The sequence below is a fragment of the Streptomyces xanthophaeus genome (genome assembly GCF_030440515.1).
Classification (GTDB): Bacteria; Actinomycetota; Actinomycetes; order Streptomycetales; family Streptomycetaceae; genus Streptomyces; species Streptomyces kutzneri.
In genome coordinates this window covers 4,965,967-4,978,999 of sequence record NZ_CP076543.1, presented here as the reverse complement: position 1 = coordinate 4,978,999, position 13,033 = coordinate 4,965,967, and the positions used below count along the sequence as shown (strand labels likewise).

Sequence of the window (13,033 nt, the reverse complement as noted above, 5' to 3'; positions counted from 1 at the left end):
TGGCCGGGCCCCTCGCGTGATGATGCGCGGGAGGGCGTGGATCCCGGTTACGGATGTCCTGCCGCCCCCACCCCCGTGGGGCGGGCCCCGAGGCGTGGGGTGGGAGATCCGTCCGCCGGTTGCCGGCCACCCCCCACCGGGCGCGGATGAGCTCACGAAGCCGATGCGTCCCGAGCAAGCAAGGATCGACCATGGCTTCCAGCCTGACGACGGCTTCTCCGAGCCCCGCTCACGAGAAGACCCTCCTCGGCCACCCGATCGGCCTGGCCACGCTGTTCATGACCGAGATGTGGGAGCGCTTCTCCTACTACGGCATGCGTGCGCTTCTCGTCCTGTACTTGGTCTCCGGCGGTGTCGACGCCGCGACCGGCAGCCAGGGTGGCGGCCTCGGCTTCACTGCGGCGACGGCCACGGCGATCTACTCCGTCTACGTGGCCATGGTCTACCTCATGGCCATGCCCGGCGGCTGGTTCGGTGACCGTGTCTGGGGCGCCCGCAAGACGGTCGCCATCGCCGGTGTCGTGATCATGGCGGGCCACGTGTCGCTCGCGCTGCCCGGCCAGATCGCGTTCTTCGTCGGTCTGCTGCTGGTCGCGGTCGGCTCCGGTCTGCTGAAGGCCAACATCTCCACGATGGTCGGCCACCTGTACCGGGGTGTGGACGACCCGCGCCGTGACAGCGGCTTCACGATCTTCTACATCGGCATCAACGTGGGTGCCCTCCTCGCACCGGTCGGCATCGGCATCGTCGGCGAGACCGTGAACTGGCACCTCGGCTTCGCGCTGGCCGCCGTCGGCATGGCCGTCGGCCTGGTGGTCTACCTGCTCGCCGGCCGCACCCTGAGCCCGCAGAGCAGCATCGTCCCGAACCCGCTGAGCGCGGTCGAGCGCAAGGCCGTGATCGTCAAGGCCCTGGCCGTCCTGGCCGCCGTCGTCGTCTTCTACGGCGCCGTGGTCGCCGCGGACATGTTCACCATCAAGTGGGCGCTGTACCCGATCACCATCGCCGGTCTGCTCATCCCGGTCGCCGTCCTCGTCCGCATCAAGCGGGACAAGGACCTGTCCGCCGTCGAGCAGACCCGGATGAGCGCCTACATCTGGTTCTTCGTGGCCGCCGCCGTGTTCTGGATGATCTACGACCAGGGCGGTTCGACGCTCTCGCTCTTCGGTGACAAGAACTCCGAGCGCGCCCTGTTCGGCTGGGAAGTCCCGACCACCATCTTCCAGTCGCTGAACCCGCTCTTCGTGGTGGCCCTGGCCCCGGTCTTCGCCGCCGCCTGGGTGGCGCTGGCCCGCCGCAACCGCGAGCCCAGCACCATCGTGAAGTTCTCGGTGGCCCTGGTCATCGTCGGCGCCTCGTTCTTCGTCTTCGCCCTCCCGCTGAGCCAGACCGCCGGCAACGACACCAAGGTCACCATGTGGTGGCTGGTGCTCATCTTCCTGATGCACACGCTCGCCGAGCTGTGCCTCTCCCCGGTCGGCCTGTCGGTCACCACGAAGATGGCGCCGCAGAAGTACGGCTCCCAGATGATGGGCGTCTGGTTCCTGGCCGTCACCGCCGGTGACTGCATCACCGGTCTGATGGGTCTGGCCGACGTGCAGCTGAACGGCGTCGGGGTCATCCTCTTCCAGGCGGTCGCCGCGACGCTCGCCGGCCTCGCGATCTTCATGTACCGCAAGAAGGTCAACGCCCTGATGGGCGGCATGGGCTGACGCTTTCGCGCCCCTGTACGACGAAGCGGCCCGGCACACCGGAAGGTGTGCCGGGCCGCTTCGCGTGTCAGCGGGTGCCGCGCAGGCGGCGCCACGGGGTGAAGGTGAACACCGCGCCGCCGAGCAGGATCACCGTGCCGGCGACCAGGGCCAGGGCCTTGATGCCGCCCTCGTCCTCCGCGCCGGTCTCGGCGAGGCCGCCCGAGGTGGTGCTGCCGGAGGCCGTGGAGGAACCGGAGCCGCCCGGCTGGGCGGCGGTGTCCAGTTCCAGCGAGACCCCGCTGCTCGTCGCCTTGCAGGGGACGTTGATCGGGGTGGCGCCGGGGGCCATCGTGACGTCGATCGTCAGCTGGTCCGGGCTGAGCGTCACCTTGCCGCTCTTGCCGGGCTTGTAGGTGCCGGTCATGTCGCTGAGGCTGACCGGGGCCTTGTCCGGGATGGGCTCCGCGTTGGCCGGGCCGGAGACCTTGACCGTGCCGCTGTCCGCCCCGCCGAGCTTCACGTCCATCGAGGGCTTGAGCGCCCCCGCGGGCAGGGCCATGGGCGCCGCCATCGCGCCCTTGGCGGTCTTGACCGTCAGGTCGTAGCTGCCGCCGTTCTTCTTCGCGTTGATCGTGACCGGGGTCTTGATGCCCCCCGGGACGACCGGCCCGCAGTCGAAGGCCACCTCGACCGCCTTGCCCGGGAAGTCGGTCTGGCCGCCCCCGCCGCCGGAGGCGGAGCCGCCCGAGGTGGTCGTCGAGCCGCCGGTGGTCGTGGAACCGCCCGTGGTCGTGGAACCGCCGGTGGTGGTACCACCGGTCGTCGTACCGCCTGTCGTCGTACCGCCGGTGGAGCCGGCCGCCACGTCGATGGTGGCCCCGACGCCCACGCTGCCGGTCGGGGCGCACTTGGTGACGAACGTGCCGAAGGAGAAGGTGACGGCCACGTCGTACTTGCCGGGGGTCAGCGTGATCTTCCCGGCCTTGGCGAGTTTCAGCTTGCCCTTCATCACGGACATCACCATGGGCGCCTTCTTCGGGATCGGCGGGTTCTTCTTCTCCCCGACGACCTTCAGCTCACCGCCACCGCCGCCCACGGTGATCCAGCCGGTGGGCTGGACCGCGTCCTGCGGGATGTCCATCAGGTCCGTGTTGTTCGAGGCCGGCTTCACCGTCTCCCAGGACACGTCGACCTCGTCGCCGACCTTCGCCGAGGCGGGTGCGGTGACCTTGGCGGTGGTCTCCCCCTCCACCGGACTGCCGCCCCCGGCCGGGGGTACGCACTTGACGTTGAACTTGGTCTCCGCGGCCTGGGCGGGAGTGGCTCCGATGGCGATACCGGCGCCGCCGAGCAGCAGCGCGATCACGGCCGCGCTCACCCTCCGTTGGGTTTTCACGAATGTCCCTTCGTCGTCGAACGGTTCTCAGACGGTGCGGACGCCTGTGGTGCTGTGCCCGGCGCGCTGTCCGGGGTGAACCACGGCAGGACCGCCGTGGTGGTCTGGGGGTCCGTGCGGTCGGGTCCCGGGTCCGGCCCAGGGGGCCGCAGGGCCCCGATCCGCGGCAGCCGGGCCGTCACGGCGGAGGCCGGCGCCGCGGCCGCGGCGGCGGTCGTGTCCAGGGGACCCGTACCGCGGTGGCGGCCGGCGGCGGGCGCGGCGCGCGGCCGCACCCGGTCGACGATCGCCATGCCGATGCGGAAGACCGCGGCGGGGATCACCAGCAGGAGCAGGCCCCAGAAGAGCAGCACCCCGTACGGGCGGTCCACGCCCCAGGGCTGCGTCGCCAGCACGGTCTCGCCGTACTTGAGGGAGATCGTGTAGTCGCCGTGGGCGCCGGCGGCGAGGCCCGCGTCGAGCGCGATCTCCGCCTTGCCGCCGGGCGGGATGGTGCCCTTCCAGCGGGCCTCCTCCCACAGCGGGGCGAACACTCCGTGCGCGGTGCCGAGCTGGAAGACCGGATCCTTGACCGGGACCGGGCCGAGATTGCCGACGGTGACCTTGAACTTCCGGGAGGGCGGGGCGCCGAACCAGGTCAGCACCCCGTCCTCGCCCTCCAGCCGGACCCCGGTGAGCACCGCGAGGCGGCCCGTGCCGGATTCGGCGGGCAGCTCGGCGACCGGGTGGTCGGTGATCTTCAGGGGGGTCGCGACGGTGGACTGGTCGCCGTTGACGGAGGTGACGTTGACGATGCAGGGGCACGGCTTGGGCGGTGCCACCACGGGCAGCCGGCCGGTGAAGCTCCCGTCGGCGGCGACCGAGACGGCGGCGCCGTCGGCGTTGGCGCAGCTGTTGGTGCCGCCGATCATGTTCTGGCCGCAGACCAGCAGCATCACCAGCGTCCTGGCCGGCCAGCCGGTACCGGTGACGGTGATCCCGGTGCCCTTGGCGGCCTCCTGGAGCGAGAGCGCCACGGCCGGCTTGCCCTCGGCGGCGGCGGCCGGGCCCGTGGGGAACAGGGCGAGGGCGCACACCGCCAGCCCCGCGGCCAGCAGGGCTCCGACTCTTCTCACCTGGCGGCTCCCGTCAGTTCGTGGTGCGGTGCAGGGGTCGCCGGTCCGGCCGCGGACGGCGCGTCCGGCGCCGGGTGCGATCCCGGTCCCGGTCCCGGTACGGGCCGTCGGCGGCGTACGAGGTACAGCACGGCGGCGGTGGCCGCGCCGAGGCCGAGCAGGCCGGCCCCGGTCCAGCCGGCCAGGCCCCGGGGGACGAGCCAGCGCGAGCCGGTGGCCACCGCGCGGGCGCCGCCGGGGGCGGTCACGGTGAGGGTGACGCGGACCCGGTCGAGGGCCGGGGCGCCGGGCCAGGGCTCGGTGAGCTCCACCCGCTGGCCGGGCAGCAGTTCCACCGGCAGGGTGCGGCCGCGGGGCGGGTCGGACACCTCGCCGACGAGGGCCTCGGCGCGGATCCGGAGCTCGGGGACGAGGGCCACGTTGCCGCGGTTGACGAGGGTGTAGGCGATGACGGTGGCCGGGCCGCGGCCCCGTACGGCGACGTCCTCGACCGTGAGGGCGGCCAGGGTGGGGCCGCCGACCCGCAGGTGGACCCGTACGCCGACCTCGTGGCCGCCCTCGGTGGCGATCACGGCGGCGGGGTGGTCGCCCGGCGGGGACGCGGGCGGCACGGTGAGGGTGAAGGGGACCACGGCACGGGTGCGGGGCGGGACCTTCACGGTGGTGGCGGCCCCGAAGCTGATCCAGGAGCCGGCCCCGGTGGCGCCGGTGGCCCTGGTGGCGCCGGTGGCCCCGGTCCCGGGTGCCGCCGGGCGGACCGCGAAGGCGCCGTCGGCCGTGTTGTAGGCGTCGGCGCCGCGCAGCGAGACGGTGCGCTCCTGGTCGGTGGTGTTGGCCAGGGCGAGGCGGTCCTCCAGCACGGTGCCGGGGGCACCGGCCAGGTAGAAGTACGGGCGGACGGTGGCCGCCGCTCCGGCGGCGGGCTCGGCGGTCCAGCCCGGTTCGTCGGCGGCCGCGGGGCGCGCGGGGGCCGCGTACAGCGTGGTGGCGGCGAGCAGGAGGACGGCGGCGGCGCGCCTCAGGGCGGGGAGCACGGGCATGACCGGGGTGCTCCGTTCAGGACCCGGCCCGCCGGCCGCGCCGGGTCAGCCAGAGCACGCCGACGGCGCCGGAGAGCAGCACGGTGCCGCCGAGGGTGCCGAGGGCCAGGGCGGAATCGGTGGGCCCGGTCTGCGGGAGGGTGTCGCCGGTGGTGTCGGCGCCGGACTGCGTGTTCCCGCCGCCGCCGGGCGCCGTGACGTCCAGCTCCAGGGAGGGCTTCGGGCTGTTGCCGGGGGTGCAGGTCGTCGTGGTGCTCATCGCCATGATGGTGAGCACCCCGGCGGTGAAGGTGACCTTGCCGCTCTTCTTGGGCGTGTACGTGCCCGAGAGGTCGGTGATCTTGATGGGTGTGTCCGGGGGCACGGCCTCCGGGTTGGGCGGGCCCGAGACCGGTACGGACACCTTCTCGGCGCCGTCGACGAGGATGACGGCGCTGGGGTTCATCGCACCCTTGCCGAGTTCGATGGGGCTGGACGAGACGCCCTTCTGGAAGGACATCGTCAGCTTGTAGCCGTCGCCCTCCTTGACGGCCTTGATGTCGATGGGCGACACCGCCGACTTGTCCCCGATCGGGGTCTTGCAGTCGTAGGCGACGTCGACGACTGCGGCATGGGCCGCGGGGGCGGTGAACAGCACCGCCGATCCGGCCAGCGCGGAGGCCAGCGCGAGCGCGGTGGAGCGTTTGCGGTCGGACACCTTCGTCTTCCCCTCGGGCCACAGAAAACTGACGACACATCAGATCGGTGGCTCAAGGTAAGCCCGGGCGCTTACGGAGGGAAGACAAAGGACAACCCGGGATTGACCGTTCGTCAGTGCACGCGGCGGCCCCGCTGCCAGACCCCGGAAACGAGCGGTACGCCCGGCCGGTAGGCGAGGTGGACATGGCTCGGGGCGTCCAGCAGGGCCAGATCGGCGCGGGCCCCCGGGGCCACGAGGCCGATGTCCTCGCGGCGCAGGGCGCGGGCGCCGCCGGCGGTGGCCGACCAGAGGGCCTCGTCAGGGGTCATCCGCATGTCACGGACGGCGAGCGCGATGCAGAACGGCATCGAACTCGTGTAGGAGGAGCCGGGGTTGCAGTCCGTGGACAGGGCGACGGTGGCGCCCGCGTCGATCAGGCGCCGGGCGTCGGGCCACTGGGCGCGCGTGGAGAACTCGGCGCCGGGCAGCAGGGTCGCGACGGTGGTGCCGGCCGCCTGCGCGAGGGCGTCCACGTCGGCGTCGGTGAGGTGGGTGCAGTGGTCGGCGGAGGCCGCTTCGAGCTCGACGGCGAGCTGGACACCGGGCCCGTAGGAGAGCTGGTTGGCGTGCACGCGGGGGATCAGCCCGGCGGCGGCGCCGGCGGTGAGGATCGCGCGGGCCTGGTCGCCGTCGAAGGCGCCCTTCTCGCAGAAGACGTCCACCCAGCGGGCGTACGGGGCGCAGGCCGCCAGCATCTCGCCGGTGACGAGGTCGACGTAGCCGGCCGGGTCCTCGGCGTAGTCGGGGGAGACGATGTGCGCGCCGAGGTAGGTGACCTCCTCGGTGTGCGCGGCGGCGATCCGCAGGGCGCGGGCCTCGTCGGCGACGGTGAGGCCGTAGCCGGACTTGGTCTCGAAGGTGGTGGTGCCCTGGCGGCGGGCCTCGTCGAGGTGCCGCACCAGGCCCGCTTCCAGCTCCGCGTCGGTGGCGGCGCGGGTGGCGGCGACGGTGGTGCGGATGCCGCCGGCGGAGTAGGCGCGGCCGGACATCCGGGCGTTGAACTCCTGGGTGCGGTCACCGGCGAAGACGAGGTGGGAGTGGGAGTCGACGAAGCCGGGGATGACGGCCCGTCCCTGCGCGTCGAAGCTCTCGTCCGCGGCCGGCGCGTCGGCGGCGGGGCCGACCCAGGCGACCTTGTCGCCGTCGATGACGACGGCGGCGTTCTCGATCAGGCCGAGGGGGCTTCCGTCGCCGACGGAGGGGTCGTTGGTGACGAGGCTGCCGATGTTGGTGATGGCGGTCGTGGTCATGGGGGTTCCTCTCAGAGCACCGGGCTCTGCCCGGACCCGGTCCTCAAACGCCGGACGGGCTGAAATACAGCCCCGCCGGCGTTTGAGGCGCGGGGTCTGGGGCGGTGCCCCAGGAAACGGTCAGCGGCGCAGGGCCGCGATGGACTCGGACAGGGCCGTCGGGACGTCGCCGACCAGGGTGTGGTGGCCGTCGCGGACCACGTGGCGGCCGGCCACGACCGTGTGGCGGACGTCGGCGGCGGTGGCGGCGAACACCGCCGTCTCGGCACCCAGCCGCGCCGGCGGGCCCGCCGTGCGGACGGAGTCCAGCGCGATCGTGGTGAAGTCCGCGAGCGCGCCCGCCTCCAGGCGGCCCGCGTCGGGGCGCCCGAGAGCGGCGTGGCCGTCCTCGGTGGCGGCGGCGAGCAGGGCGTTCGCCGTCCAGTGGCCCCGGGTCCGGCTGCGCAGGCGCTCGTTCAGCTCCATCGCGCGGGCCTCTTCGAGCAGGTCGATCACGGCGTGGCTGTCGCTGCCCAGGGACAGCGGGCTGCCCGCGTGCTGGAGGCGGGTCGCCGGGCCGATGCCGTCCGCGAGGTCGCGTTCGGTGGTGGGGCACATGCAGGTGCCGGTGGTGGTCCCGCCGAGGAGGGCGATGTCCGTGTCGGTGAGGTGCGTGTTGTGGACGCCGGTGGTGCGCGGGCCGAGCACGCCGTGGTCGGCCAGCAGCTGGGTCGGCGTGCGTCCGTGGGCTGCCTGGCAGGCGTCGTTCTCCGCGGTCTGCTCCGAGAGGTGGACGTGCAGGGGCGCCCGGCGCTCCTCGGCCCAGCCGGCCACGGTGGCCAGTTCGGCTGCGGGGACCGCGCGGACCGAGTGGATCGCGGCGCCGATCAGGGCGTGCTCACGGGGTTTGAGGGCACTCGCGCGCTCGGCCCAGGCCTCGGCGGTGCCGTCGGAGAAGCGCAGCTGGTGGCTGTTGGGTGCCTCGCCGAAGCCCGAGGACAGGTACGCGGTGTCCAGGAGCGTGATCCGGATGCCGGCCGCGGCGGCGGCCTCGATCAGGGCCTCGCCCATCGCGTTCGGGTCGGCGTACGCGGCGCCGCCGGGCGCGTGGTGGACGTAGTGGAACTCGCCGACGTTCGTGATGCCGGCCAGCGCCATCTCGGCGTAGACGGCGCGGGCGAGCGCGAAGTAGCTGTCGGGGGTGAGGTTCTGGGCGACCTTGTACATCAGGTCGCGCCAGGTCCAGAAGGTGCCGGAGCCGACCTGGACCGTGCCGCGCAGGGCCCGGTGGAAGGCGTGGCTGTGCGCGTTGGCCAGCCCGGGGAGGGTGAGGCCGCGCAGCACCTCGGCGCCGGGCGGCGGGGTCTCGACCCCGGTGCGCAGGGCGCCGATCCGCCCGTCTGCGGTTACCTCCAGGGCCACGCCCGGCTCGACATGGGTGCCGAGCCAGGCGTGCTCCAGCCAGTACGTCGTCAACGACATGCCAGGCCTTCCAGTACGTCGGCGAGGGCGAGGACACCGGCCACGCAGTCGTCCTCGGCGGCGAACTCCCGCGGGGAGTGGGAGACGCCGGTCGGGTTCCGCACGAACAGCATGGCGGTCGGGACGGCGGCGGAGAGGATTCCGGCGTCGTGTCCCGCCCCGGTCCCGAGGACGGGGACCGAACCGCCCAGGATCCGGTTCATCTCGTCGCGCAGGGCGTGCTCGAACTCGACGACCGGGGTGAAGGACTCCCGGACGATGCCGAGATCGATGCCGTCCTGGTCGGCGCGCTCGCGGGCGGCCTTCTCGATGGCCGTGACGACCGTGTCGAGGGTGGCCTGGTCGGCGGCCCGGGAGTCGAGCCAGCCGCGCACGAGCGAGGGGATGGCGTTGACCCCGTTGGGCTCGACCGAGATCTTCCCGAAGGTGGCGACGGCCCCGGCGAGGGCCGCCTCCGTACGGGCGGCCAGCACGGTCGCCGCGTAGGTGAGCATCGGGTCGCGGCGGTCGACCAGCCGGGTGGTGCCGGCGTGGTTGGCCTCGCCGCGGAAGTCGAACCGCCAGCGGCCGTGCGGCCAGATGGCGGAGGCGATGCCGACCCGGTCCCCGGACAGGTCCAGGGCGCGGCCCTGTTCCACGTGCAGCTCGACGAAGGCGCCGATACGGCCGAGGCGTTCGGGGTCGGCCCCGATGGCCTCGGGGTCGTATCCGGCGGCCTCCATGGCCTGGGGCAGGGAGATGCCCTCGGCGTCGCGCAGCTCGTACGCCTTGTCCTTGGTCAGCTGTCCGGCGGCGAGCCGGGAGCCGACGCAGGCGAGCCCGAAGCGGGCGCCCTCCTCGTCACCGAAGTTGGTGATGGCCAGCGGCCTGGAGAACTCCGCGCCCCTGCTGCGGAGCTCGTCCAGGGCCGCGAAGGAGGACACCACGCCGAGGGGGCCGTCGAAGGCCCCGCCGTCGGGGACGGAGTCCAGGTGCGAGCCGGTGACCACGGCGTCCCCCGCGAGGGGGTCGCCGAGCCAGGCCCACTGGTTGCCGTTGCGGTCGGTCTCGTACGTGAGCCCGCGCGCCTCGGCCTGCTCCTGGAACCAGGTCCGGCAGTCGGCGTCGGCCCCGCTCCAGGCGTACCGGCGGTACCCGCCGGTGCCGGCGTCGCGGCCGATGGGCGCGAGCTCGGCCCACATGTCGTGGAAGGTCACGCGTCGTCGCCCTCACGCATGGGGACGCGGACGCCGCGCTCGTCGGCGACCGACTCGGCGATGTCGTAGCCGGCGTCGACGTGACGGATGACGCCCATGCCCGGGTCGTTGGTGAGGACGCGGCGGATCTTCTCGCCGGCGAGCGGGGTGCCGTCGGCGACCGTGACCTGGCCCGCGTGGATGGAGCGGCCCATGCCGACGCCGCCGCCGTGGTGGATGGAGACCCAGGAGGCGCCGGAGGCCACGTTGACCATGGCGTTGAGCAGCGGCCAGTCGGCGATCGCGTCGGAGCCGTCGAGCATGGCCTCGGTCTCGCGGTACGGGGAGGCCACCGAGCCGCAGTCGAGGTGGTCGCGGCCGATGACCAGCGGCGCGGCGAGGGTGCCGTCGGCGACCATCTCGTTGAAGCGCTCGCCGGCCTTGTCGCGCTCGCCGTAGCCGAGCCAGCAGATGCGCGCGGGCAGGCCCTGGAAGTGGACGCGCTCGCCGGCCATCTTGATCCAGCGGTGCAGGGACTCGTTCTCCGGGAAGAGCTCCAGCATGGCCTTGTCGGTCTTGTGGATGTCCGAGGCCTCGCCGGACAGGGCGGCCCAGCGGAAGGGGCCCTTGCCCTCGCAGAACAGCGGGCGGATGTAGGCGGGGACGAAGCCGGGGAAGGCGAAGGCGCGGTCGTAGCCGGCCAGCTGGGCCTCGCCGCGGATGGAGTTGCCGTAGTCGAAGACCTCGGCGCCGGCGTCCATGAAGCCGACCATGGCCTCGACGTGCTTGGCCATGGACTCGCGGGCACGGGTGGTGAAGCCGGCCGGGTCCTTGGCGGCGTAGGAGGCCATGTCGTCGAAGTCGACGCCCACGGGCAGGTACGCGAGCGGGTCGTGGGCCGAGGTCTGGTCGGTCACGATGTCGATGGGCGCGCCCTCGGCCAGCATCTGCGGGAGCAGCTCGGCGGCGTTGCCGAGGAGGCCGATGGAGAGCGGCTTGCGGGCGTCACGGGCCTCGACGGCCAGCTGGAGGGCGTGGCGCAGGTTGTCGGCCTTGACGTCCAGGTAGCGGTGCTCGATGCGGCGGTCGATGGCGCGCGGGTCGACGTCGATACAGATCGCGACGCCGTCGTTCATCGTGACGGCCAGCGGCTGGGCGCCGCCCATGCCGCCGAGGCCGGCGGTGAGGGTGATGGTGCCCGCGAGGGTGCCGTTGAACTTCTTGGCCGCGACGGCGGCGAAGGTCTCGTAGGTGCCCTGGAGGATGCCCTGGGTGCCGATGTAGATCCACGAGCCGGCCGTCATCTGGCCGTACATGGTCAGGCCCAGGTGCTCCAGACGGCGGAACTCCTCCCAGTTGGCCCAGTCGCCGACGAGGTTGGAGTTGGCGAGCAGGACGCGCGGCGCCCACTCGTGGGTCTGCATCACGCCGACCGGGCGGCCGGACTGGACCAGCATCGTCTCGTCCTGCTTGAGGGTCTGCAGGGTGCGGACCATCGCGTCGTACGAGCGCCAGTCGCGGGCGGCCTTGCCGGTGCCGCCGTAGACGACGAGCTTGTCGGGGTGCTCGGCGACCTCGGGGTCGAGGTTGTTCTGCAGCATCCGCAGGGCGGCCTCCTGCTGCCATCCCAGGGTGCTGAGGTCGGTGCCTCGCGCGGCACGTACGGGGCGGGGTCCTGACATGGCGGTGCCTCCTCCGATGTTGGTCAATCTATTCACATCCTCCCGCCCTGAATAGATTCAGTCAACAGCTGCGGCCGGCCCTGTCGGATGATGGGATGGCCGGCATGGCTGTACACGCGGAGGACGAGGGCGGCGCCACGAGCGCCGCCGAGCGCCGGGACCTGGCCGTACGGGCCGCCGTGGAGCAGGGCCTCGTGGGCGGGGGCGAGGGCGCGGAGCCCCTGGCCTGCCTGCTGGACGTCGCCGGGATCCGGGCCTCCGCCGCCGCCCTCACCGGCGCCTTCACGGCCGCCCTCGCGCCCGGCACCCCCGTCCTGCACGCCTTCGCCGTCAAGGCCGCCCCGCTCGTCCCGGTCCTGCGGCTGCTCGCCGACGCAGGGCTCGGCTGCGAGGTGGCCAGCCCCGGGGAGCTGGCGCTGGCCCGGGCGGCGGGCGTCCCCGCGGCCCGGACCGTCCTGGACTCCCCCGCCAAGACGCCGGCCGAGCTGCGCGAGGCCCTGGCCCTGGGCATCGCCGTGAACGCCGACAACCCCCAGGAGCTGGAACGCCTCGACGCGCTCGTCGGCCGGGCGGCCACGCCCCCGACGGCCCCGATCGGCCTAAGGATCAACCCGCAGACCGGCGCCGGGGCCATCGACGCCCTGTCCACGGCCACCGCGACCTCGAAGTTCGGCATCGCCCTGCGCGACCCCGGCGCCCGCGCCTGGCTCGTACGGGCCTACCTGGACCGGCCGTGGCTGACCCGCCTGCACATCCACTCGGGCTCCCAGGGCGTACCCCTGGCCCTGATCGCGGAAGGCGTACGGGACCTGCACGCGCTCGCCGAGGAGATCAACGCGGCGGCCGGGCGGCGCCAGGTCGACACCCTCGACATCGGCGGCGGCCTGCCGGTGAACTTCGCCTCGGACGAGGAGACCCCCACCCACGCGCAGTACGTGACCGCCCTGCGCGAGGCGGTCCCCGCCCTGTTCGACGGCTCGTACGGCCTGGTCACGGAGTTCGGCCGGTCCCTGCTGGCCAAGCACGGCCTGGTCCTGGCGCGGGTCGAGTACACCAAGACCAGCGGGTCCCGGCCGATCGCGCTCACCCACGCCGGGGTCCAGGTGGCGACCCGCACCGCGTACGCCCCGGCGGCCTGGCCGGTGCGGATCCTGCCCTACGACGCGAAGGGCGCCCCGAAGACCGGCGACCCCGTGGCCCAGGACATCGCGGGCCCGGCCTGCTTCGCCGGGGACCTGCTCGCGGCCGCCCGCGAGCTGCCCCGGCTCGCCCCCGGCGACCTGATCGGCGTCCCGGACACCGGCGCGTACTTCTTCACGGCCCACTACGGCTACAACAGCCTGCCCCGCCCGGCGGTCCACGGCTTCACGGTGGACCCGGAGGGCGAGGTCCGCTTCCGCCTCGCCAGGCCGGCGCAGCGCCTCGCCGAGATCGTGGCCGAAGCGGGCGGCACCCACGGTGACGCCCTGCTGTAGCCGCTG

The 13,033-nt window shown here is 73.3% G+C and carries 10 protein-coding genes; 2 read left to right on the top strand and 8 right to left on the bottom strand.

Going from position 1 to position 13,033, the window contains the following annotated elements:
* Nucleotides 1-191 precede the first annotated feature (191 nt).
* Entirely contained in the window at nucleotides 192-1,712 is a 1,521-nt protein-coding gene (locus KO717_RS22115) for a peptide MFS transporter (protein WP_301370547.1), read from the top strand.
* A 67-nt stretch (nucleotides 1,713-1,779) separates the two neighbouring features.
* On the opposite strand, the gene KO717_RS22110 is transcribed toward KO717_RS22115, so the two are convergent.
* The 8 genes from KO717_RS22110 to hutU all read right to left on the bottom strand — a co-directional run bounded on the left by KO717_RS22110 (nucleotide 1,780) and on the right by hutU (nucleotide 11,552).
* Nucleotides 1,780-3,072, bottom strand: a complete 1,293-nt coding sequence (locus KO717_RS22110) for a hypothetical protein (protein ID WP_301370546.1) — start codon at nucleotides 3,070-3,072, stop codon at nucleotides 1,780-1,782.
* A 14-nt stretch (nucleotides 3,073-3,086) separates the two neighbouring features.
* Nucleotides 3,087-4,205 (bottom strand): hypothetical protein, encoded by a 1,119-nt coding sequence (locus tag KO717_RS22105; RefSeq protein WP_301370544.1) that lies wholly within the window; start codon nucleotides 4,203-4,205, stop codon nucleotides 3,087-3,089.
* Nucleotides 4,202-5,245, bottom strand: a complete 1,044-nt coding sequence (locus KO717_RS22100; RefSeq protein ID WP_301370542.1) for a hypothetical protein — start codon at nucleotides 5,243-5,245, stop codon at nucleotides 4,202-4,204. Before KO717_RS22100 ends, KO717_RS22105 begins: the two co-directional genes overlap by 4 nt.
* A gap of 16 nt (nucleotides 5,246-5,261) precedes the next feature.
* Nucleotides 5,262-5,942, bottom strand: a complete 681-nt coding sequence (locus KO717_RS22095; protein WP_301370540.1) for an LPXTG cell wall anchor domain-containing protein — start codon at nucleotides 5,940-5,942, stop codon at nucleotides 5,262-5,264.
* 113 nt (nucleotides 5,943-6,055) lie between these two features.
* On the bottom strand, nucleotides 6,056-7,234 hold the full coding sequence (gene hutI, locus KO717_RS22090; RefSeq protein WP_301370538.1) for an imidazolonepropionase: 1,179 nt from the start codon (nucleotides 7,232-7,234) through the stop codon (nucleotides 6,056-6,058).
* Between the two features lie 120 nt (nucleotides 7,235-7,354).
* Nucleotides 7,355-8,695, bottom strand: coding sequence for a formimidoylglutamate deiminase (locus KO717_RS22085; RefSeq protein WP_301370536.1), 1,341 nt, complete (start codon nucleotides 8,693-8,695; stop codon nucleotides 7,355-7,357).
* Nucleotides 8,686-9,876 carry an allantoate amidohydrolase gene (locus KO717_RS22080; RefSeq protein ID WP_301374663.1) on the bottom strand — a complete coding sequence of 397 codons (1,191 nt, stop codon included), beginning with the start codon at nucleotides 9,874-9,876 and terminating at the stop codon, nucleotides 8,686-8,688. The genes KO717_RS22085 and KO717_RS22080 overlap by 10 nt, the downstream gene beginning before the upstream one ends.
* Nucleotides 9,877-9,887: 11 nt before the next feature.
* Nucleotides 9,888-11,552, bottom strand: coding sequence for a urocanate hydratase (gene hutU, locus KO717_RS22075; protein WP_030387024.1), 1,665 nt, complete (start codon nucleotides 11,550-11,552; stop codon nucleotides 9,888-9,890).
* Nucleotides 11,553-11,656: 104 nt separating this feature from the next.
* On the opposite strand from hutU, the gene KO717_RS22070 reads away from it, so the two are divergent.
* Complete coding sequence (locus tag KO717_RS22070; RefSeq protein WP_301370533.1) at nucleotides 11,657-13,027, top strand: diaminopimelate decarboxylase; 1,371 nt, start codon at nucleotides 11,657-11,659, stop codon at nucleotides 13,025-13,027.
* The last annotated feature ends 6 nt before the right edge of the window (nucleotides 13,028-13,033 follow it).